We start from the raw sequence: 21870 nt of genomic DNA, 5'->3' as shown, positions 1-21870 counted from the left end.
GTGTGGATGAAACGCTTACCCGTTATATCGGAGCCGGTAGATTTATGAGCAGCTGCGAGGTTTTTAGGTGCTAGGTCTTTTTCAGCTCCAGGCATGTCCTGCTGCACGAACCTTTGCTGCTCCAAATAGACAGCCGGTAGACAGCTGCATTTGAGGCTGGGCTCTGCCTGGTGCACACCCCAGCCTGGAGACCATTGGGATAGTTCTCCTAGATAGCAATCGTGCAAGTACGTTACGCATCGGAGTGAGGTGTCGAGCGAGCGCATTCTTCGAAGAAAATTTCGAAGCAATGTGGCAATAGGACTTAACGGGCGGGGCCCGCGCAAGTGAATCCCCGGTTGTCGTAGTGCGCTCATGACCGTTCTCCAGTCTTATTTTTATGTAGATCGATGCTAGTCGGCTTTCAAACTTAGTCCGCGCTATTAGTGATATGTGATCACGGCTCATGATCGTGCGCAAGATTCTTTTCGACGGTATGGAGAAAGGCCGACCAAGCTATTACATGCTGCTCCGTACTCACCCACCCGAAAAAACGACGCAAACCGATCTCGCTGTCGAAAACATGAAGGCTTCGGGACTCCTGGTGCAATGTGAGTGTTCTGATGCCCAAATTCGGTCTGTTACGGATTTTCTAGCGCTCTCTAAAACTGTGATCACATATGTCTTATTTTTCTATACCGGCCGGGTGAATCTGCCTATAATTCTCGCCATGAACATATCCACACTTGTAACGCCCTCGATCCATCAGACCCTCAGTGCAGACGTTTACTCCCAGCTGCGTGATCTGCTGATAAGTGGACGTGTGATGCCCGGGGAGAAGCTTTCACTCAGATCCATTGCGGATGCTTTTGGCGTTAGCGTTATGCCTGTTCGCGAAGCGGTACACAGGTTGGTCGCTGAGCAGGCGCTTGAAATGGCGGCAAATCGATATATTCGCGTTCCTGTACTAACGGTCAGCCAGTTCCGCGAAATCACCAGTATTCGGTTGAATTTGGAAGGGCAGGCTGCGGCACGCGCTGCGGAACTGGTTGGCGCAGAGGCGCTGCGTGAAATAGAGGATATACACGAAGCATTTTGCAAAGAGTTTGCACAAAGCGCTCCCGATGAGTCACGACTCATCGCACTGAATAAAGAATTGCATTTCGCAATCTATAATCAGGCGGAAATGCCCATCCTGCTCCAGATCGTTGAGTCGCTGTGGTTAAGAATCGGGCCTATTCTCAATTATGATCTGCGATCAGGCAATGAACGCGTGGTACAGCGAGTACAAGCCAGTCATCACGCTGCGATGGTTGATGCTTTAAAGAAGCGCGACCCTGTTGCTGCTTGCGAGTCACTGCAGAGTGACATTAAAAGTGCCGCCGAATTTATCCTGAATACCGGGGCGCTGATCGTGGCCGATGCAATCAAGCCTGTCGAAACTGATTAACTTTACCGACAAGCTATAAAAACGAGGCGCTCTGGTATACAGGGCGCCTCTTTTTTTGCTCGTTTCTTACATCTGAGCGCCGATCATCCAGGGTACTGTTTCTTCGTTGCCAACGCCCAGCGCTTCGCTTTTAGATTTTTCTCCAGACGCCACGCGAATAAGCATGTCGAAGATTTCCTTGCCCTTGGTTTCAAGGGTGGCATCGCCATCCATGACGTCCCCGCAGTTGATATCCATGTCATCCTTCATCCGGGTGTACATTTTGGTGTTGGTCGCAAGCTTGATCGAAGGAGCAGGTTTGGCGCCAAAGCACGAGCCGCGTCCGGTGGTGAATGCAACGAGGTTCGCGCCGCTGGCGATTTGTCCTGTGGCGCCCATCGGGTCGTAGCCAGGTGCATCCATAAACACCAAGCCTCGGGCTGTAATTGGCTCGGCGTAACGGTAGACCCCCATGAGTGCTGAAGAGCCGCTTTTGGCAACTGCGCCTAGAGACTTTTCAAGAATGGTCGTCAGACCGCCAGCCTTGTTGCCAGGAGTGGGGTTGTTATCGATGCTGCCTTTTTCGCGGTCTGCGTAGCTTTCCCACCATTTGATAAGGTCGACGATACCCTGGCCCACCTCACGGGTTGCCGCACGGCGAGTGAGGAGGTGTTCAGCGCCGTAGATCTCGGGCGTTTCGCTCAGGATGGCCGTTCCGCCTTGCGCTACAAGCATATCGACAGCAACACCAAGGGCGGGGTTGGCCGTGATGCCTGAATACCCGTCCGAACCGCCGCACTGGAGCGCCACGGTGAGGTGTCTGGCCGAGACCGGCTCGCGCCGGCACTCGTTGGCAACCGGCAGCATCGATTCCACAGCGGCAATGGCGGCATCCGCTGCATTGCGGGTTCCGCCAACATCCTGGATAACCACGGGAGCGATAAGCTTGCCAGTCTCGATGCCCTGGGCCATGAACAGCGCACCCATCTGATTGGCTTCACAGCCAAGGCCGATGACCACCACCCCAGCGAAGTTGGCGTGCTTGATGAACCCACCAAGCGTGCGCCGCAGTTGGTTCACCCCCTCGCCATTGTGCTCAATGCAGCAACCGAAGCTGTGGGTGATCGGCACCACGCCGTCCACATTCGGATAAGCATCCAGTGCACCGTTTCGCGAGAAGTGTTCAACCACCATTTTGGTCACTGTCGCGGAGCAGTTCACTGTGCTCACGACACCGATGTAGTTTCGAGTAGCAACCCGACCGTCCGCTCGGACGAACCCCTGAAACGTGACGGGAGCGGCGGCAGGTGAGGCGATTTTGGCGTCCTCGCCGAACGCGTAGTCCCGCTCGAACGTCGCCATCTCAAGATTGTGCGTGTGCACGTAATCGCCTGGCTCAATGGCTTGCGTGGCAAAGCCGATAATTTGCCCGTAACGCAGAACAGCTTCGCCTGCGTTCACATGTGCAAGGGCAATCTTGTGCGCTGCGGGCACATCGGTGCGCACCACGATATTGCCGAATTCGCTGACCACCGTTCCTTGGGAGACAGGAGCGCGTGCGATTGCAACGTTGTCGTTGGGGTGGAGTTTAAGTGCCAGGGAGATGGTCTTCATTTCATCCTCGAATTTTCAGTAATGCACGGTGCCACGTGGGGCAATACGATGTTGTCCCGAGTTTTAGTGGTTGTTTCCTGTGCTTGACGCAACCTCAGGCTGAGGAATGCGGCGAGGGTCAAGAGAGCTGCAACAATGATGAGTCCGTTCTTGGTACTTCCTGTTGTCTGCTCTACGAAACCCAACAAGGAAGGGCCGAAGAAACCACCGGTAATTCCGAAGGTATTGACTAACGCAAGTCCCGCCGCCATACCGGCGCCCGCCAACCTTGAACTGGCGAAGAGGAAGATCACCGGCTGAACAACAAAGAACATCGACGCTGTCAGCGTAAATCCAATCAGTGCGATCAAGGGCGAGGTGTAAGCGGCGAGGGTCAAGCCGGCCGACATCAGGAGCAGGCCTCCAAACATGATCTTGCGGGATAACTTCGGCGTTGTTGCATATTTTGGAAGGAAGGCTGCGCCAAGTGCTGCAGCTATCCAGGGGATCGAATTCAACAGTCCTATTTGTACGGACGTCAAACCTCCGTAGGTACCAATGATGCCCGGCAAAAAGAAAATTACCGAATAGACACTGATCTGATGGAGGAAGTAAACCGCGATTGCGAGCCACAGTTGAGGGATTTTAAGAACGCCCTTGAAAGAATGGCCAACATTGCCGGACGCCATTTCTTCATCATGTTCTTTCTTCAGGTTTTGCTCTACCTCAGTGGCTTGCTCCCTGGACAGCCAACTTGCAGTTGATGGCCCGTCCGGAAGCTTGCGCCAGATGACGACGGAGAAGAGTACCGCCGGAATGCCTTCTATGAAGAATAGCCATTGCCAGCCGTGCCACCCCAGGATTCCGTCCATCTGCAGCAACAGCCCACCAACAGGGCCGCTGATGATGTTTGCCAGACACACTCCGATGAGGAAATAGCCGCTGGCTCGTGCTCTTTGCTCCCGACCAAACCAATAGGTCAGATAGAGCATTACGCCCGGGAATAGTCCCGCTTCAGCGGCCCCCAGTAGTGCACGGGCGATGTAGAACGTCGTCTCATCGGTGATGAAGGCCATGCCTGCGGACAATAACCCCCAGGTGATCATGATCCTGGTTATCCAGAGTCGGGCACCGACCCGGTGCATGATCAGATTGCTGGGTACTTCCATGAGTGCATAGCTGAGGAAGAAGAGTCCTGCACCAAACCCGTAGGCGGCAGCGGAAATACCCAAGTCGACTGCCATGTGGGTTTTGGCAAGTGAAATGTTAGTTCTGTCCAGAAAGCTTATGACGTAAGCAAAGACCAACATAGGCATTAGCTTGCGAAACATTAAAGCGTTCAGCGACTGTCCCTTTTGTGTTTTTGTATGGGTCGTAGCTAACATGGTTCATGTTCTCCTCATGAGGATAAATTGCTAGGTCACTGGTGTTGTGCCGCGACCTTTAATTATCAAAATATCCTCTAGATAGACTTTAGGGGGTGAGTACCCGCGCTTAGAAGTTGACGTTATCGCCACCTTTGAGTTTCAGGATTTCCCTAGCGTCATCGGGTGTCGCAACTTCAAGAGAAAGACCTTCGATAATCTTACGCATGCGCAAGACTTGATCGGCGTTGCTTTTTGCCAATTGACCTGGGCCGTCCCAAAGCGAGTCTTCGAGACCTACACGCACGTGTCCTCCTAGGGTCGCTGATTGAGCGCCAATGCTCATCTGCTGCTTACCTGCAGGAAGAACCGACCATTGATAGTCATCCCCGAAAAGCCGATCAGCTGTGCGCCGCATATGTAGAACGTCCTCAGGGTGACCGCCGATACCGCCCAGGATGCCGAAAACCGACTGGATCAAAAATGGGGGTTTGATGAGGCCGCGATCAATGAAATGTGCAGCGGTATAGAGATGCCCAATGTCATAGCATTCGATTTCGAAACGGGTACCGTTTTCACTGCATGACTCAAGGATGTGAGCAATGTCGGTAAATGTGTTTTTGAAAATACGATCATGGCTGCCAGCGAGGTAAGGTTCCTCCCAGGCATGTTTGAACTCCTTAAACCGATTGAGCATTGGGTAAAGACCCATGTTCATCGTGCCCATATTTAGTGAGGCCACTTCCGGTTTGAATTGATGTGCCGGGCGAAGTCGATCCTCAAGAGACATTGTCGGTGCACCACCTGTCGTCAGGTTGATCACCACATCGCTAGCCTCTTTGATAGCAGGGAGGAATTGTTTGAACAGTTCAGGATCCTGAGAGGGGCTGCCATCAATTGGATTACGAGCATGTAGGTGAACAATTGAGGCGCCAGCCTCAGCAGCACCAATCGCCGCTTCGGCAATTTGGCCTGGCGTGACCGGCAGGTAACGGGACATGGACGGTGTGTGAATTGCGCCGGTAACCGCGCAAGTGATAATGACTTTACGAGCCATGGTGATCTCCTGGGTACTTTTATTTTGGTGTTCAGGATGAAGAAAAACTGTCAAGAATTTGGGGCTTGACGCTTATGAGCAGCGAGGGCCATCAGGCGGCGGTCACGCCAGGCGGAACGCAATGCAATTCCTTCGAGCTCAAGTTTTTGGCGACGCTCGTCATGTACTCGGGCAACTGCCGATTCCGACCAGTCAAAAGCATTTTCAGAACCGATCGTCTCGCGGTTTTGTTGGCCATAGCGCTTGGCATAGTCGGATACGCCGGCAGGGGCGTTGAGATCGATGGTTTCGAAGGGGCCCATAAACGACCATCGAAGGGCGAGTCCATCTTTCAGCACCCGATCAATATCCTCCGAGCTGGCCAGACCGTCCTCGTGCAATTTGAAGCATTCGTTCAGGACTGCGGCTTGAACTCGATTGAGCAAGAAGCCGTGTATCTCCCTCGACAGGACGACAGGGCTCTGTCCGGCTGCGGTGTAGATCTCATGCGCTCGAACCATGACCTCGGAGTTTGTCCACGGCGCAGGGCACAGTTCTACCAGCGGAACCAGGTAAGGCGGGTTGGTAGGGTGAGCAACTACGCAGCGACCCCGACCTGGCAGATCCCTGGTGAACTCAGAGGCCGGTAGCCATGAGGTTGAACTCGCAAGAATCGCGTCCTTGGGAGCCAGCGCATCCATTCGACTGAAGATGTCGATTTTTGCCTCCACCGTTTCCCGAACGTTTTCTTGCACTAGCACCACGTCACGTAGCGCTTCCGCCAAGTCGGGAACACACGTAATGCGCGCAAGTACGGTGAGGGGGGCGTCATTGAGAAGATCGAATTCTGCGAGCTCATTGAGTCTCGCTTCGATGTAGGCATGGCTGTTCTGCATCGTCTGCAGATCCATGTCGTGCAGACGTACCGGATGCCCCGCGCGAGCAAAAACGATCGCCCACGCTCTGCCAATCAGGCCAGCGCCAACGATTGCAACGGGGCCACGCTCAGTCGCAGAGGTAGTTGTACTTCGCATGATGTTCTCCAACTTTTGTATTTATGGTTAGGAGTGATCGTTCGAGCGAGGTTTTACATATTGCCGCCGCTCAGATGTACGCTCTGAAATTGATGCTATCCGGTGTGATCACAGATCACAAGGAAATTTTCGCGAGTGTCGGACAATCGGCCTCACGAGCAATGCGAGGTCGCTGAGGTAATAGTTGAGAGGGATCTAGGTGAAATTGAGCAGCGGCAGCTGAGTGCGCGCGTAGCGGTAGCGGCTAAGCAAAGAAAGCAAGAGCCTCAAGGGTTGGCGCAAGACCAAGTATCTTGCGCCCTGGTTGGCGAAGGTCTCTTTCGACCCTCGACCTGCAGGCTGAATGCACGCCAGAAAGCCCGCCTTCCAAGCGGGCCTTTCAATCATGTCTTTCAGCTTTTGCGACCGTGACCGGCTTCCTGAAGGAACGCGCGCACGGTGTCACAGAACTCCAGAGGGTTTTCCGTCATGGGATAATGTCCAGTGCCGGCAAGTACCGCGACTTTGCTCCCTGGGATGCGAGAGGCTGTTTCCTCGACCTTCTCTTGGAACACTAACCAATCTGCATCACCCCGCAAAAGCAAAACTGGGGCTTTGATCTTTCCTACTTGTTGCCGCTGATCAAAGTTTGCATAACCTGTCAGGTCACCTTTCATCACCTGCGGCGTGGTGCGCGAGATCTGCCACACCACCTCCCTAGCGCGATCTGGTGGAGTGCGATTGCCCGTCATCGAACGAGACCAGGCACCGATGATCTCTGGCCCATTCATGAGCAACATATCGAGGAAGAACTCGGAAACCGTTGGGGTGAAATCTGCCCCTTCGGCTGAGATGATCGCACTGTACGCATCGGGTCGACGTGCCCCCAATTCCAGCACCAGATTGCCGCCCATCGAGCATCCCATAATGGCGGGCCTCTCAAGTCCCAAGGCCTCCATCAGATGCTCGTTAAACTCCGCATGGCGAGTGAGGCTGTGGAATGGGCCTGATTCGGGTAGCTCTGACTTGCTGTGCCCAGGGGCGTCAATTGCAATGACGCGGAACTCATCTGAGAGACCGTCCAGTACGTGCCTGTACATTAGAGAATCTTGCGACGCCGCATGGAAACAAACGAGCGGACGCCCCTCCCCTGCCTCTTCGTAGTAAACGCGAATTCCATCCACGGTGATGTAGCGTCCGACCGTCTCTTTGCCCGACGGTTTCGGCCCGGGAGAATAGGAGACTGAAGGGGTTTTATCGGCTTTCCCTACACGCTTCATTGCGTCAAACGCGCGGGCCATCACATCAACGTACTGCCATGCGGCGACTACGTTGCCCTCAAGCTCAAGTTTGCCCAACCCTGGGGACAACGCTTCAAACCAGTCGATCTTTCCATCAAGAACGCGTTGCCACTCATCATCAGAACCAGACACGATGATATCCGCGCCCAAAGGGCTTCCTTCCGGATAAACCGCAACGACTTTACCGGCGAGAACCGCAAGCGTTGAAAAGCCTGTGCTGTGCTTGAATTGAATGCGCCCATCGAAATAGCGAGCAGCGGCAGTCCAATCAGCATCACCGTTTAACTCGTCGGCGAATTGGCTCAACCATTTGGCATCATTAATAAGGGTCATGACTTTCTCCTAGCTTTAGCTATCCCCAAGGGGATTTTCTTGTAAATGCAGGTGCAACAGGTTTGTTACAAACCCATGTTGCAAGATTGCTTCGAGACCAGCGCCTTGTCGTATTTAAGGAACCAGCCGGTAGTTTCACGTGTGAAGAAAATGGTGATGATGGCCGCTAGTACCATGAGGCCGGAGATAAAGTAGAGCGCGTAGTTGTAGCCAGCAGCCTGCTCAAAGCCACCACCAGCGCCGATGAACATCCCGATCACGAAAGGCCCGAAGCCACCGGCGTAAATACCGACGTTGACGATTGAGCCTGCAAGGCCAGTCGTGCCTTGCTTTGCAGAATCGAACGCAATGGCATACAGCAACGTGTAGGGCGCGTTCATTGCGAACCCAGCAAACAATTGAATCGCGATCAGCCAGGTCAGGCTGACTGATGAGTATTTGAAGAGGTACATGCCCACCGCAAGCCACGCGAAAACAAGCACAAGGCAAAGTTTTCGGCCAGCTCGGTCTGAAATCCATCCCCAAACGATCTGGCCGATGCCGCCGGTGATGGTGAAGAGCACCGAGTAAGCAGCAGCCTCCGCGAAGTTGTAATGAGCAACAAAGGCCAGATACTGAGGCAGCCAGAAGCTGATGCCGAAGTAGCCCACAATCGCAAACATCGAGATCAATGCAATGGTGCTGATGTTTGGATTTTTCATCGCCGATTTGAAAGCGCCTTTGGGTACTTCAACAACGCCTTGGGCCGCTTCCAACGCCGGAGGCGTTTCGCCTACAGCTTGAGCGTGTTCAACAAATGACTCGTATCGCTTCTTCGTACTGAACCACCAGTAGATCGAGAAGATGATGATCATCGGCACGGGAAATAGCAGAAAGGCCAAGCGCCAGTTTTCTGGGCCGTAAGCATTAAGCAGTGCACTGATCGCCAGGCCGCCGATCAATGTGCCCCAAGGATATCCAGTGTGATGAAGCCCCAATGCGAAGCCACGTCGCTCTTTCGACCACCACTCGGACAACGAGGTAACTTCGATGGCTTCACCGGCACCGCCAAATGCGTGAGACATCACCTGAAGTGCGACGAGCACTCCCAGCGATCCGGTCAAGAAATTCAGACCTGTCAGAAAGGTGAAAAGGGTGTAGGCGACTACGATCGGCAGATGGCGATATTTTCGCATCCATCCTTGGCCACCTTTATCAGCCCAAATCATGCAAGGCACTGCTATCAACGACGTCGCGATCGTGATGAAGGCAGCAAGCAATCCGGTCAGCTCTGCGCTTGTTTTGAACTCGCTGGTGATGGAAGGTAAGACCATGAAAAACATCTGGCGGGAGTTGGCATCCATGGCATAGACGAGCCATAGAAGAGCCATCGCTCCCCATGAGGCTACACCTGCCCCTTTCGGCACGCGCTGAATCGCAGGTAATGCTTCGATTTTGTCTTGAGCAAATCCCATGGGGATATCTCCGGGTGTTTATTTTTATTCTCCGGCTGAGGATTCGTGTTTTGCACACTTGCGACCCCAGCATCTGAGATGAATCAGCACTTGTTGTACTGCTCACCATGGGCAGAGGTTATGACTCAACTTCAGGGTTGAATATAGCTAGCAGATCACACCTGCTGTGAACGGTAGGAACAGGTCAGTGGCACAAAATGAGAGGAGCCCCACCGAAGCAGTCGTCTAGGAAATTTCGGGGAACTAGGTTTCAAACTGAGATTGATCTGTCGAGTACAGGGCAGGCGACGAAGTTACCGGCGAGTAGGATCAAGGGCTCACTGGGCCTAGGGGCCAACGTTGCGGGTTGGCGCGTGGGTAGAATGAAAATTAGCGGAGGTGCCGTAGTGGCTATCAAGACGCTTCGGGTAGTCCTCTCACGATCTTCCATGGATGATCAATCCATTTTTGCTGGAAAAATTCGATAAACACTCTGATGCGAGGGCTCAGATGTTTACGGTCTGAGTAGAGGAGGTAAATCGGCTCCAGGATCTCCGCTTTATACTCGTCGAGCAGGAGTACTAAAGAGCCTTCCTGGATGTCTTTTCCAATGTGAAAATCTGCAAGACGGACTATGCCCGCTCCTGATTTGGCCATGTCTCTTAGCAGCTCGCCTTGAGTAAACGAACCCCTAGGTTTCACAGGGGTCGTAACGCCCAGACCATCCTGGATAAACGCCCATTTGTTCCAGGGGCTGACGAAACTGAATACAAAGCAGCGATGGTTCATCAGGTCTTTCGGCTGCAGCGGTGTTCCATACTTTTCGAGGTAATCAGGCGAAGCACATAACAACCATTCACATTCGCCGATTTTCTTTGCAATTCTGGATGAGCTCGGAAGAATCCCACTGTGAATTGCTATGTCCAATCCTTGCTCGAACTGGTCAACGAACTGGGCGCCTAACTGAATCTCGACATCAAGACCGGGATAAGTGTCGAGGAATTCTGGCAACCAAGGCACGATTTGCTGCTTTGCAAAAGAGGTCATCGTGTGGATGCGTAGCGTGCCACTGACCCTTGAAGGAAGCCCTTCTGCCAGAGAGTCAGCCTCACTCATCGCTTCAACCACAGCTTTCGCACTGCGCAGGTAAGCAGCTCCCTCCTCCGTCAGAGTGAGGACTCGGGAACCCCTCTGGAAAAGCCGAACCCGAAGCCGATCTTCTAGCCGCGCTATCAATTTGCTGATGGCCGACGGAGTCATCTCGTGCGCCCTGGCGGCGGCAGAAAAACTTCCGCATTCCGTCGACCAGATGAAAGCTAGCATTTGAGAGTATTGATCCATATTGGCACGCTCCTTACCCAACTGAGTTCACTTGTTTATTTACACAAAAAAACGCGCCGTAGCGCGTTTTTTTTGCCACAAAATCAGCGGATAAATTGCTCGATATAATCGTCCGGCAAACCCAGCGTCTTGTAATGGCTGCGGGCAGCTTCCAGCTTGGTGAAAACGTCTTCATAGCCAACCGCGACACCCTGTGGGTCGACGTAAGTGTAGCCACCCTGAACGTGGAACCAGGTGATCATTTCTTCGACGTCTTCAGGAACGAACAGAGTGTGAGTCTCTCCTGGCGGCTCGAACGCGAAGGAGCCTTCGTCAGCGACCCAGTCATGTTCGAGGTAGTACCAGCGCCCCTTCAACACGATCGCATGCACTGCACCCGTATGGCGGTGGCGTGATAACACCCCGCTCTGCCGCACTCGTAGCAGGTTTATATAGTAGCCACCGCTAACGCTCAGAAGCAGTGGTTTGAAAGAAACTGACTTGGTGACAGGCACCCAGAGATTGTCGTCTTCGAGCCAAGTGGTCATTACGCCTGGATGCACCATGTCTGGAGACATGAAAGGCACCTGTGGCAATGCGTAAGGAATAGCGAGTTCATCAGGTTTAACGGGCGTATTCATTATGGATTTCTCTCAACGTGTGACTGGCGAGCGAGCCAGGATTTCAATCGCTGAGTGAGATTAGGTGATGCTCTCGCGCAGGAGAATACTCAGAAATTCACACCATCTGTGACTACTCGTCACAGCGCGTTTGGCTCATCCCACAGCAAGCAACGACGCAGCCCAAGCTCCTGCTGCGAACGGTTCAAGTCACCGTCCCCATCAAATATTTCAATTAGCGGTTAGCGTCCATTAGCGGATTGCGTCCCCAACAGAGGGGACACATTTTCCCTAATACCTTCACTACCATGCAGACCTGTTCATCTGAAAGCCGCTTATACAGTAGTAATCGGCTTGGAATAACGAGGTTTAGCAATGCCTTCTCTCAGCCCGTCCCTTGAGCTCAGTCCCGAGCTTGCAGCTCACCCGGCCTATTCGCGAGTGTTCCAGCCCGAAGGCCTCACCTTCGGATACATCATGCCCCTGGAAGGCTACCCAAACTCACCGTTCCCTACCTTGCAGGATCATCAGCGTCTTGCTCGAATCGCGGATGAAGCTGGTTTTACAAGTCTATGGATGAGGGACGTGCCCTTCTACGATCCAAGCTTTGGTGATACCGGGCAGATGATCGACCCCTTCGTCTACCTTGGATATCTGGCCGCCGTAACTAAACAAATTGCTTTAGGAACGACAGGAATCGTTCTTCCACTACGCGAGCCGTTGATCGTTGCTAAACAGTCCGTGTCGGTTGACCAGCTCACCGGTGGACGATTCTTGCTGGGGCTCTCAAGTGGAGATCGCCCCATCGAATACCCTGCCTTCGGCATTGATTTCGAAGCGAGAGAAGAGCGATACAGGGAAGGCTTTCAGCTCATACGCACAGTGACGGAGAACAGTTTCCCCACTGCATCGACTCGACTTTTCGGTCAATTGGAAGGCCTTCTGGACATGGTGCCAAAGCCTGTCGGCCCTCGTCTCCCCATGATAGTGGTGGGCAGAGCCCGCCAAACACTTGAGTGGATAGCGAACAATGCCGATGCCTGGATATGGCATCTGAGTGACTTTGGTCGACTCCCAGCTTTGATTCAGGAGTTCCGATCAGCCAATCAGAGCGGTGTGTTCAAACCATATGGTTACGCTACCTTTTTTGATCTGGCAAAAGACCCCTCCACACCGTTGGAGCGCGGCTACAACGGCATCAGGATTGGACGCAACGCTCTGATCGAGCTCTGGAAGCGGCAGCAGGATGAAGGTGTTTCGCACGTTGCCTTAAACATAAAACCCCTACAGCGTCCGGCAGCGGAAGTATTGGAGGAGATGGCTGAATATGTCTTGCCTCACTTTCCAGTTGGCCAAAGCGCCTCAAAGGTGAGCCTGTGAGCAAATCAACAGATAGAGCAGTTATCCAACATCTAATAGACGCCTTTCTCAGCGCATGGGAAAGCGGGAGCTGGGACTCTGCTGAGGGCCTGTTATGTGGAAACTGCCAACTGAAAACGAGCCACATGTCATCCCATGAAGGTGGACGCAAAATAGTCGAAGCGTTCCAGCAGGATCGAGCGAAGGCTGATGCATTGTCATTGAAGGCAACCAATCGCTACGTTGGAGGAACAGAATCCAACGGAGCATTCAGCTTTTACGTCTATGGCCAAATGAACAAAGCCACAAAATCCAAAGGGCTTGGATTTGGCATGACCGTAACCGGCTCGCTCAAAAAAATAGCAAGTTCCTGGCAATTTGAAAGGGTGCTGATTGCATTGAACTGGGTGACCGGCGACCACTCACTAGCGACTCACTGGAAACTTCCGCCAGGCGATGACGGTTGGAGAATAGGTGATCCAGCCCCAACCATTGTCAGCGAAATAGACTCGCCGTGGATGGCTTTCCCACAGTCAACGCCTGCGGTAAGTGCATACGAATGTATTGCGGAAACCTATGCTCGTTACTCATGGGCTCTGGATCAAGCAGACATGCATTTGCTTGCGAACTGCTTTGCGGCGGATGCAGCAGGTGATTTCCAACCCATGGGTATTATCGAAGGCCGGCACGCAATCATCGGCTCATTCAAAGAGTTCCGCCGCCCCTGGCCGTGGATGCAACATTTTGCCGACGTCCTGGAGATCCAAGTCGACGAGGAACAGGGTGTAGCAGAAATGCTAGTTGGACGAATTATCCCCGGCAACTCACATGCGCAAGACGGCACCCCACTGTACGGTGCCCACTACCGGATGCGCTTGAGGCGCAAATACGAAGGGTTCTGGCAACTGACCTGGAGCGAATACCGGCCCGGCTGGTTCAGCTCAAACGAGGCTCCAAAGCTCTAAAGCGCAATCACTAGAGCCACGGCTCATGCGTTCCTAACGCCGTGGCGCTGTACTTTCCCGAACAACGAGTTCGATTTGAATGCGCTCACGGCGGGCCAACGGGCGCCCTTCGATTAAAGCCACAATATTGTTGGCACTGCTAATGCCAATTTTTGAGGTCGGCACCCTGACAGTGGTGAGTGCAGGAACGCATGCGGCAGCGAATTCGATATCGTCGAATCCGCTGATAGACAGGTCTTTAGGCACATCGATTCCCATGGTGCGGGCCTCTGCCAAAGCCCCGATACATGTCACGTCTGTGCTGCAGACAATGGCCGTAGGTCTGGGATTCAGCTCCATCGCAATCCGCAGTCCCGCGCGGCCTCCCTCAATCGTGAATGGTTGCTCCACGACTCGTTCATTTGAAAGATCAATACCGGATTCGAGTAACTGGCTGGTTATTCCTTTCAACCGATATTTCGCACGCTCATTATGCGAGACCACGCCACTGATCATGGCGATGCTTTTATGACCAAGGCTAAGCAAGTGCTTGGCAATTAACCTGCCACCTTCCTCATTGCTGAACCCAACGCAGTGATGATCATGCGCACCGTCAAGCGACCACATGAGGATAAATGGGCATTGCGCAGCGGTCAGTGACTCATAGATTTCCGGACTGTGTTCGGTACCCACCAGCAGAAGCCCCTCAACACCTCGTTCAATCATATTTCTCACGTTGACCAGTTCCTGCGCTTGGTCGTACTCGTGAGAGGAAATAATCAGGTGATACCCCAGCTCTGTGAGTCTGAGCTGCAAGGCTTGCACTGCTTCTGCGAAGGCCGGATTGTTAAAGGTAGGAAAAACAGCACCGATACTGTGCGTGCGTCTCGACGCCAAAGCGCGCGCGGCGCCATCCCGCACGTAACCGAGCTCAAGAACAGCCGCTTTAACTTTGGCAAGCGTCGCAGGTTTTACCAGGTGGGGCACAGCCAACGCCCTGGATGCACTGCCCATCGACACCCCTGCCAAATCAGCCACATCCTTGAGTTTCGGTTTCTCGATTTTTTTCATTGAAGAGTTAGCATCCTAGGTCTAGGCGTCTTAGACAGGACTGTCAGAAACGGCCCTCGGTTTGCGCACAGGATAATAAGCTAACAGCGACATGTTCGGGAGGCGTTTGAATCCAGACCAAAATCTGAAGGGGAACATAGCTATGCTCCCCCTGCTACTACACCTACTTGATTACGATTGGATTCACCGGCGCGCCGGTTCCACCGACAACCTTCAGAGGAGCGGCGGTGTAAAGGAACGTCCACTGATGGTCTGCAGCGCAGTCGTCCGCCAAAGGATCGAGCAGAGCGATTTCGGTCAGCGTGATCCCAAGATTTCTCATGAGCGCGTTATGAAGCGGCAACGCAACCCCTGAGACCGGATCGACCGTCACTTCGTTAGCGATGGTGTCGGTGACAATGTTCGGAATCTCCATCTCTTGAAACCAGCTCACCAACTCCGGGCTATAGGTCAGTCCGGGCTCAATGAAATCTTTGTAAAACTCCTCTGGGTCACGCTTGTAAAACGAGCCGATCCACCCAGTGCGGATGATTAGAATGTCACGCTTGTTGATGGTGACGCCTTGGGCCCGCGCAGCAGCCATCAGGTCTTCATGGTTGAACGTTTCGCCAGCATCCAGCACTTCCTTGCCACGGTGGCGAGCCATGTCGATCAGGATGCCTCGGCCAACAATGCCTTTTTCACCCAGGGAAGCAACGCTTGCCTTGGCTAGCGAACCAATAGTGGTATCAGCGCTGTAGCCATTCCAGATCTGATCGTCGTACCAAACATGCCCAAGCGCATCGTACTGAGTTGACCCTTGAAGATGAAAGAACATCACATCGTCAGCGAACTCGTATGAGCCCGGAAAATGTGGGCCTTTGCCGCAGTTGTAGTGACCTCGATCCATGATATTCATGCGCTTTGACTGAGAACGCCCAGGCCAGACCGGGTCACCAGCAGGATCGGCCATCCGAACCTGCAAAGTAAATGTCTTGCCTTGCTTGACCTCTTTGACCCCTTGGAGCACTTCGACACCCGTCAGGTAATTGAGTGAACCGACCTCATCATCCGGCCCCCACTTACCCCAGTTTTTAGGCGAGTCTTTGAGCAAGTCATGCACGTGAGGAACGTTTTTGTCTGTCATTTTGTGAGCCTCTTTTATTTTTGGATTAGCTGTACTGCGCTTAACGGGTAAGTGTTCGTTTCAAAATTGTTGACCCAGCGCGTTAGCGCGAGCGAGTCCTCTTATCAATCGTTCTGCGGTCAGTGCGGGCGCCATATTTTTTGCGTACGCCGCCCCCAGCGTCGCCTCGACAACGATGTTCAGCTCCTGTGCAGTAAAGGGTGACGCTTGGCCGAGGCCAGCCAAGGTGACTGGGAGATTTACGTCATTCAGCAGCTGAGCGACCTCTAGAATCTCGGCATCTGGCCGTTCTTCGACGGACATCTGCACCAGCGTTCCGAAAGCAACCAGTTCACCATGCAGCATGGATGTGATCGCAGGTATTGCCGTAAGACCTCGCACAAGCGCGTGAGCTAGCGACAGACCGCCACTTTCGAACCCAACACCACTGATAAGAACGGTTCCTTCAACAACCCGCTCTACATCAGCATTAACTTCGTGCCGAATCACCGCTTGATAAGCGCTGTATCCGTAGCTCATGAGCGTCGTAAACACAGCCTCGGTTAGCAGCAATGCTGTGTTCAACGCGGGAGTACCAAATGAGTTATTGCCTCCAGCAGACTGACATTGCTGCGCCTCAAATTTTTTACTGATGGCATCACCGATACCTGCGGCAAAAAATCTTGCAGGCGCACGGACGATGACTTCGGTGTCAACGACCACTGCGGAAGGGTTCATATTCAGGTACTCGACACCTACGACCTTGTGCGCTTCGTCGTAGAGCACAATCAATCGGCTGGTCGGGGCATCGCTCGACGCGATCGTCGGGCACACGACGATCGGAACGTTAAGCTGGGCGGCCATCCCTTTAGCCGTGTCGATTGTCTTACCACCGCCCAACGCGATAATGGTGTCTGGCTTGTAATCTGCTGATCGCTCACAGAGCGAGGCAATTGCCGCCCGGGTGCACTCACCAGGAAAAACGATACTGCTCGCTTCAATGCCATGCTCGGTCAAAGCACTCCCGACTTCAGGCCACAGATGCGTCGAAACGAACTCGTCGCACAAAACCAGCGGTCGTGCTCGCCCCATATCCGAGAGAATTCTGCCGAGCTGCTTTAACGCTCCTGGCCCCTGCTCATATCGGCCAGGAAATCCCATTGTTCGAACCATGCCGCCACCTGCTAATCAAAAAATTTGCTGTGATAAATCGTCGCGCTGTACTTGAGCTTCATTTGTTGAAACCACATCAGCGCATCAACCAGCCACCCGCCACGTCAACGACCTGGCCCGTAATGAAATCGCTCTCGTTTGAAGTCAAAAAGCATGTTGCTTTGGCTACCTCTAGCGGCGTTCCAAGGCGACGCAACGGAGTCTCGTCAACGACCGACTGGTTTGCTTCGGCGGAAACGCTCTTCAGTAGGGGTGTTTCAATTCGTCCAGGCGCTAGTGCATTGGCAGTGATGCCATGAGGCCCAAGTTCGCCAGCGAGGTGGCGGGTAAAACCAATGATTGCGGCTTTGGTGGCGCTGTAATGGGCCGCGACGATAGGCAAGTAAGCGCTGCCGGCGACGGAGGACATGTTCACAATCCTCCCGAAGCGGCGCTCGACCATCCCAGGAACAAGAGCCCTCGCTAGATTGAATGAGCCGGTGAGGTTGATGCCAACGACCCAATCCCATTCCTGAGGATCCATTTCCCAAATTGCAGCTGGTACGCCCTTGTGTTTGGGTGACACCCCTGCATTGTTGATCAAGGTGTCGATTGGGCCGAGCTGCTCGCTAAGCTCAACACAGGCTCGACTGCATTGTGCGAAATCTGAGACGTCAGCTTTAGCCCAGGCCACAACATGGCCGGCATCAATGAGTTGCCGGGCCAGCTCGGAAACTGTTTTTTCGTCAAAATCTACCAGCGCAACCCGTGCTCCCTCCTGACAGTACAGCCGAGCGATTGCGGCACCGATGCCTCCCCCCGCCCCGGTAACGAGAACTGTGCGTCCTGAATGTCGAAGATTTGTCATGCAAAACTTCCCACGCTGAAAAACGAGAAACACGGTGCGGCGATGTTCCGACACGTCCGCTGGCGGATTGGCTGACCCAAAATTTCGGGCCCATATGAGCGGGTGGATTTTGAAGACCTGGGTGGCGCAAACAGTGCGCCAGTACCGGAGAGGTCGGTGACTTTAGATAAGAGTGTGGCGAGGGCAGCCCGCGTGCTCGACCGAGCGCAGGCTAATGATGCAGTGACCATCATGATCTCCAGACTTGCCGAGTAAAATGGCAAATATGAATCGTTTCACAGCCATAGCCGGAAAGCCTTAGCCATAAAAATAGCTAACTTGCTAACGATTCTGCTTTTTGTATTTATTCTCAAAAGAGATATTTATGAAGCGCTTCATTTTTATTCTGATATTTGGCAACTGTCAAGCATCTGCACGGTCACTCCTGCCTAACGAGGCGGCCAGCAGCTCGTACAAACTGAGCTGTAGTGAATGCCTCCGCAGTCATGAGCAGCTGCGCCAATCATATTTAGGATGTGGGAAACACCGGTGCACTAGGCCTCTGAGCCGCTGGCTCCTTTGGCAGATGCACAGAATACGGACGCAGTGCCCAACGCCAGGAAGTCGAAGACAGAGTGAGATGAATATGCGACACATAAGCTAGGCATCGACCAGCCGCCTACGTCTCGCTCACGGGTCAGGCAGAACGAATGCCTTCCGCCGAATGCTGTTCCCATGGTGGACAAGGAGACCAAGCCTCCACAAGCTTATCGATGAAAAGTCGAATTTTTGGAGAGAGGTGCCGCTTGCTGGGGTAGATCACTCGAATAGGCTCTGCAGCCTCTGCATACCCTGCGAGCAATTGAACGAGCTTGCCGCTCCGCAAATTTTCGTTAACCACGTAGGAAGGCAGAGTCGCGATACCCAAGCCAGCGACAGCTGACTGGTGCAATGACTCAGCACTGTCCATCTGTAGCCTTCCACCATGAGTAACAGACAAAGAACGACCGTTCACTCGAAAATTCCAGGGAAGCAGTCTCCCGCCGCTCACGAAATGCAGGCACTGATGCTCGGATAAATCTTCAGGCGTTTTAGGCTGGGCATGCTCAGCCAGATACTGGGGTGAAGCGCAGGTAATCATTTGCTGGTAGGCCACAGTGCGCGTGAGCAACCGAGAGTCTTCCTTGGGAGGCCCGATGCGCATGGCCAAATCAAATCCTTCATCGATCAGATCGACCAGCCTGTCGGAAAAGGTGATATCCACGCTCAAGGAAGGCCAATCCTTGAGACAGCACTCAATGTGCTGAAGGACATGAAGTCTACCCAACGCAACCGGCAGGCTCATCCGCAGTCGTCCACTGGGTGTCGAACGACGAAACGCAAGGGCATCCTCCACGTCGTCCAGATCCTGAAGAACGCCCACACAGCGCTCATAAAGAACCTGGCCGTCATCCGTCATGCTCAAGCTACGCGTGGTGCGATTGAGTAGACGAACCTGTAAACGAGCCTCGAGCCTGACTATCGACTTCCCCACCGCAGAGCGCGTGAGGCCAAGTTGCTTTGCCGCCGCAGTGAAGCTTCCAGCGTTTACCGAGCTTACAAACGCGGCGATATCGTTCAGGTTGTGGAGTTCCATACGGCCTCTGGGGTCTCAACGTTCGGGCGGCTTAGCACCTGTTATGGGGAACCCTATTCCCCAATACTAAGCATAGTATCTCAATTAGCTAATCCACTGCCCAACGATCAATTGAGGTCATTATGAACACTAAAGTACAAGCAGCCGTCCAAACCTGGGCCAACAGCCTTAGCGATCTGGTACCCGTTCTTAAGGGAATTGATACCACCACAAAAATGAGCGACATCCGCGACTCCTACGCAAAAATGCTCGCGCAAAATCCAGCGCCTGCTGGCGTCAAATTCGAAGCGGTCGATATGGGCGGCGTACCGGGCACACTGGTCACTCCCGACGAGATCAAAACCGACGCAGTCGTGATGTACATACACGGCGGGGCGTACATTGTTGGCCGTCCAGACGGCTACCACGGCATCGGCGGTAACTACGCAAAAATGCTCGGCGCTCGTGTGTACATGCCGGACTACCGCCTTGCCCCTGAGCATAAGTTCCCAGCTTCCATTGACGACACATTGCGCGCCTACGAGTGGTTGCTTGAGCAGAAAATCCCAGCTAACAAGATTGCATTCTCTGGCGAGTCAGCTGGCGGCGCGATGGTTGTCAGCGTGATGGTTGCGGCAAAATCCAAAGGACTTCCATTGCCTGCGGTTGGCTCCTCCATTTCGCCATGGGCAAACCTTGAACATACCGGCGCTTCCATGAGCAATCGTGAAGGTCTGGATCCTCTGAACTCAAAGCCTGTGCTGGATATCCTGGCCAGAGCGTTCTTGGGCGACACACTGGCCAATCATCCTCTAGCCTCTCCTGTGTTCGCGGACGTCACTGGTCTTCCGCCAATTTTGGTGCAGATCGGCGAGAACGAGTTGATGTTGAGTGACGCGATGCGTCTTGCAACTCACTTGGCTGATAACCGCGTTCGCGTCAACCTGGAAGTATGGCCTGCGATGTTCCACGCCTGGCACTTCTACGCCACCATGCTGCCAGAAGGTCAGCAGGCAATGGAGAGTTCCGTGCGCTTCATTGAGACGGGTCTAGCCGACGCCAACCGCTGAGTCGAAATTCAGACTGCAGGAGTTTTCCATCTCCCGCAGCTCTGACGCTTATTGATCGAATAGCCAGACCGATGCAGGCCCAAAGACACAGTGAGAAGGTCTGACCTAGCTTAATCAGTTTTAAATAGCAGAAAGGCCCCTAGGGGCCCTTTTTGTACTCAAACCAAAATCACTTGGTCAGCCAGGACTCCACGGTGTCGGAGCCGTGCTCTGCTTTCCATTCTTTCAGCGTTTTGTGATTGCCGCCTTTGGTTTCAACGACAGCGTGACGTGGCCGTGGCCGCGATACAGGAAAGGATAGGAAATTCGCAGTCTCATCCAGACGCTGAGTTTGTTACCCGTCTGCACCGTACCCTTTTTATGTAAACAGCTGAGCTTAGCGACGTAATCAAGCAGGTGGGAGTCTAGATACGGATCCCACCTAATCCGGTAGTCAGGCCGTTATGGCGCGATTCGTGGCAACAATTTGCTCATGTGTAAACTGACTGCCGGGAGCCATAAACTTGGCGATCAGTGCGTCGCGGTTTTGAGGCGCCCGTGCCTTGTCTGCCGCGTCCAGGGCCAATTTTAGCTCCGGCAATGTCAGCTCGGTGCAGTAGGCTGGTGTTCCTGGTTGCTGACGCCACGAATCTTCAAGGTTACCAGCGGCAAGCGCGATAAAGCCCGTATCCTCAACAAGATCCTGCGCGATTGCCTCAGCATTGGTGTCATCCCCGGCTACAGGTAAGGCGATGCGTGCTGAAGACCCGACTGGTTGCCTATTGTCGGCAAGAGTCGCTGCGAGGACGGCGTTCCAAGCCTTAATGACAGGACGGCCAATCTGCTCGCTTACCCAAACGCTCTCAGGCTTACCGTCGTCAACTTCTTTGATCGCCCCGTCGCGTCCCGGATAGTAATTGGACGTGTCAATGACAACGATTTTCTCGGGGACATTACTCAACGTATGTTTGAGATCCGGGTATTTTGCGAAGGGGATCGAGAGGATCACAACGTCTACCTCGGAAACAGCATCTTCCTTGGTTACCGCGTGTACGCCGATTTCATTGGCAAGACTCTGAATACTCTGAGGGCCTTTCGAGTTTGCCAGTTTGACTTCATGGCCGCACGCAGCGAGCTTACGGGCAAGGGTAGCCCCAATGTTGCCAGCGCCGATAATTCCGATTTTCACTTCAATAACCTCCTCACCTACAACCAATATTCAAGTCACTGCTTGGCTAGGTGTGCGAATGAATTAAGCGTGTCGCCAACCCCAAGATCTGAGGTGTGCACGCGTGTCGCTTGACTCA

At 53.5% G+C, this 21870-nt stretch carries 18 protein-coding genes and 1 pseudogene; 4 read left to right on the top strand and 15 right to left on the bottom strand.

All coding sequences use genetic code 11. The features are described 5' to 3' along the window. The first annotated feature begins 445 nt into the window (after positions 1-445). A complete protein-coding gene (locus KGB28_RS01355; RefSeq protein WP_223441452.1) occupies positions 446-1429 on the top strand; it encodes a GntR family transcriptional regulator in 984 nt (327 codons plus the stop codon). Positions 1430-1495: 66 nt separating this feature from the next. Here the strand turns inward: KGB28_RS01355 and KGB28_RS01350 are convergent, their stop codons facing one another. The 8 genes from KGB28_RS01350 to KGB28_RS01315 form a co-directional block, all read right to left on the bottom strand. Next, positions 1496-3022, bottom strand: a complete 1527-nt coding sequence (locus KGB28_RS01350; protein ID WP_223441449.1) for a UxaA family hydrolase — start codon at positions 3020-3022, stop codon at positions 1496-1498. After that, positions 3019-4386 (bottom strand): MFS transporter, encoded by a 1368-nt coding sequence (locus tag KGB28_RS01345; RefSeq protein WP_223441446.1) that lies wholly within the window; start codon positions 4384-4386, stop codon positions 3019-3021. Before KGB28_RS01345 ends, KGB28_RS01350 begins: the two co-directional genes overlap by 4 nt. A gap of 109 nt (positions 4387-4495) precedes the next feature. Further along, entirely contained in the window at positions 4496-5422 is a 927-nt protein-coding gene (locus tag KGB28_RS01340; protein ID WP_223441443.1) for a 3-keto-5-aminohexanoate cleavage protein, read from the bottom strand. A gap of 50 nt (positions 5423-5472) precedes the next feature. Next, positions 5473-6435 (bottom strand): 3-hydroxyacyl-CoA dehydrogenase, encoded by a 963-nt coding sequence (locus KGB28_RS01335; RefSeq protein WP_223441440.1) that lies wholly within the window; start codon positions 6433-6435, stop codon positions 5473-5475. 392 nt (positions 6436-6827) lie between these two features. Next, a complete protein-coding gene (locus KGB28_RS01330) occupies positions 6828-8048 on the bottom strand; it encodes an alpha/beta fold hydrolase (RefSeq protein ID WP_223441439.1) in 1221 nt (406 codons plus the stop codon). A gap of 65 nt (positions 8049-8113) precedes the next feature. After that, a complete protein-coding gene (locus tag KGB28_RS01325; protein WP_223441436.1) occupies positions 8114-9502 on the bottom strand; it encodes an MFS transporter in 1389 nt (462 codons plus the stop codon). A gap of 393 nt (positions 9503-9895) precedes the next feature. Next, positions 9896-10822, bottom strand: a complete 927-nt coding sequence (locus KGB28_RS01320; RefSeq protein ID WP_223441433.1) for a LysR family transcriptional regulator — start codon at positions 10820-10822, stop codon at positions 9896-9898. An 83-nt stretch (positions 10823-10905) separates the two neighbouring features. Next, positions 10906-11442 carry a 2,4'-dihydroxyacetophenone dioxygenase family protein gene (locus tag KGB28_RS01315; protein ID WP_095054741.1) on the bottom strand — a complete coding sequence of 179 codons (537 nt, stop codon included), beginning with the start codon at positions 11440-11442 and terminating at the stop codon, positions 10906-10908. A gap of 354 nt (positions 11443-11796) precedes the next feature. Here KGB28_RS01315 and KGB28_RS01310 point away from each other — a divergent pair, with 354 nt between their 5' ends. Continuing rightward, the gene (locus KGB28_RS01310; protein WP_223441430.1) at positions 11797-12801 is read left to right on the top strand and encodes an LLM class oxidoreductase; all 1005 of its coding nucleotides are present in this window, start codon (positions 11797-11799) and stop codon (positions 12799-12801) included. Positions 12802-12926: 125 nt separating this feature from the next. Then, entirely contained in the window at positions 12927-13745 is an 819-nt protein-coding gene (locus KGB28_RS01305; protein ID WP_223441428.1) for a nuclear transport factor 2 family protein, read from the top strand. A 33-nt stretch (positions 13746-13778) separates the two neighbouring features. On the opposite strand, the gene KGB28_RS01300 is transcribed toward KGB28_RS01305, so the two are convergent. The 5 genes from KGB28_RS01300 to KGB28_RS01280 form a co-directional block, all read right to left on the bottom strand. Then, entirely contained in the window at positions 13779-14795 is a 1017-nt protein-coding gene (locus KGB28_RS01300; protein WP_223441425.1) for a substrate-binding domain-containing protein, read from the bottom strand. Between the two features lie 163 nt (positions 14796-14958). Beyond that, the gene (locus tag KGB28_RS01295) at positions 14959-15921 is read right to left on the bottom strand and encodes a cyclase family protein (protein WP_223441408.1); all 963 of its coding nucleotides are present in this window, start codon (positions 15919-15921) and stop codon (positions 14959-14961) included. A 60-nt stretch (positions 15922-15981) separates the two neighbouring features. Then, positions 15982-17073 (bottom strand): glycerol dehydrogenase, encoded by a 1092-nt coding sequence (locus KGB28_RS01290; RefSeq protein ID WP_223441405.1) that lies wholly within the window; start codon positions 17071-17073, stop codon positions 15982-15984. Positions 17074-17149: 76 nt separating this feature from the next. Beyond that, entirely contained in the window at positions 17150-17920 is a 771-nt protein-coding gene (locus KGB28_RS01285; RefSeq protein WP_223441402.1) for an SDR family oxidoreductase, read from the bottom strand. A gap of 676 nt (positions 17921-18596) precedes the next feature. Next, a complete protein-coding gene (locus tag KGB28_RS01280; RefSeq protein ID WP_223441400.1) occupies positions 18597-19535 on the bottom strand; it encodes a LysR family transcriptional regulator in 939 nt (312 codons plus the stop codon). 122 nt (positions 19536-19657) lie between these two features. Between KGB28_RS01280 and KGB28_RS01275 the strand changes: the two genes are divergently transcribed. After that, positions 19658-20584 (top strand): alpha/beta hydrolase, encoded by a 927-nt coding sequence (locus KGB28_RS01275; protein WP_033698818.1) that lies wholly within the window; start codon positions 19658-19660, stop codon positions 20582-20584. A 169-nt stretch (positions 20585-20753) separates the two neighbouring features. Here KGB28_RS01275 and KGB28_RS01270 read toward each other — a convergent pair. Next, positions 20754-20846 (bottom strand): annotated as a pseudogene (locus KGB28_RS01270) (transcriptional regulator); the annotation flags it as partial. A gap of 171 nt (positions 20847-21017) precedes the next feature. Then, the gene (locus tag KGB28_RS01265; protein ID WP_223441664.1) at positions 21018-21758 is read right to left on the bottom strand and encodes an NADPH-dependent F420 reductase; all 741 of its coding nucleotides are present in this window, start codon (positions 21756-21758) and stop codon (positions 21018-21020) included. Positions 21759-21870: the final 112 nt, after the last annotated feature.

Source organism: Pseudomonas sp. BF-R-19 (genome assembly GCF_019956445.1).
GTDB classification, from domain to species: Bacteria; Pseudomonadota; Gammaproteobacteria; order Pseudomonadales; family Pseudomonadaceae; genus Aquipseudomonas; species Aquipseudomonas fluorescens_BH.
This window is presented reverse-complemented; position numbering and strand designations above follow the sequence as displayed.

Coding starts and splice junctions, on each gene's coding strand:
- KGB28_RS01275 (WP_033698818.1), top strand. CDS start 19,658: ATGAACACTAAAGTACAAGCAGCCGTCCAAACCTGGGCCAACAGCCTT.
- KGB28_RS01350 (WP_223441449.1), bottom strand. CDS start 3,022: ATGAAGACCATCTCCCTGGCACTTAAACTCCACCCCAACGACAACGTT.
- KGB28_RS01280 (WP_223441400.1), bottom strand. CDS start 19,535: ATGGAACTCCACAACCTGAACGATATCGCCGCGTTTGTAAGCTCGGTA.
- KGB28_RS01340 (WP_223441443.1), bottom strand. CDS start 5,422: ATGGCTCGTAAAGTCATTATCACTTGCGCGGTTACCGGCGCAATTCAC.
- KGB28_RS01355 (WP_223441452.1), top strand. CDS start 446: ATGATCGTGCGCAAGATTCTTTTCGACGGTATGGAGAAAGGCCGACCA.
- KGB28_RS01325 (WP_223441436.1), bottom strand. CDS start 9,502: ATGGGATTTGCTCAAGACAAAATCGAAGCATTACCTGCGATTCAGCGC.
- KGB28_RS01345 (WP_223441446.1), bottom strand. CDS start 4,386: ATGTTAGCTACGACCCATACAAAAACACAAAAGGGACAGTCGCTGAAC.
- KGB28_RS01305 (WP_223441428.1), top strand. CDS start 12,927: ATGTCATCCCATGAAGGTGGACGCAAAATAGTCGAAGCGTTCCAGCAG.
- KGB28_RS01300 (WP_223441425.1), bottom strand. CDS start 14,795: ATGAAAAAAATCGAGAAACCGAAACTCAAGGATGTGGCTGATTTGGCA.
- KGB28_RS01335 (WP_223441440.1), bottom strand. CDS start 6,435: ATGCGAAGTACAACTACCTCTGCGACTGAGCGTGGCCCCGTTGCAATC.
- KGB28_RS01330 (WP_223441439.1), bottom strand. CDS start 8,048: ATGACCCTTATTAATGATGCCAAATGGTTGAGCCAATTCGCCGACGAG.
- KGB28_RS01285 (WP_223441402.1), bottom strand. CDS start 17,920: ATGACAAATCTTCGACATTCAGGACGCACAGTTCTCGTTACCGGGGCG.
- KGB28_RS01320 (WP_223441433.1), bottom strand. CDS start 10,822: ATGGATCAATACTCTCAAATGCTAGCTTTCATCTGGTCGACGGAATGC.
- KGB28_RS01290 (WP_223441405.1), bottom strand. CDS start 17,073: ATGGTTCGAACAATGGGATTTCCTGGCCGATATGAGCAGGGGCCAGGA.
- KGB28_RS01310 (WP_223441430.1), top strand. CDS start 11,797: ATGCCTTCTCTCAGCCCGTCCCTTGAGCTCAGTCCCGAGCTTGCAGCT.
- KGB28_RS01315 (WP_095054741.1), bottom strand. CDS start 11,442: ATGAATACGCCCGTTAAACCTGATGAACTCGCTATTCCTTACGCATTG.
- KGB28_RS01295 (WP_223441408.1), bottom strand. CDS start 15,921: ATGACAGACAAAAACGTTCCTCACGTGCATGACTTGCTCAAAGACTCG.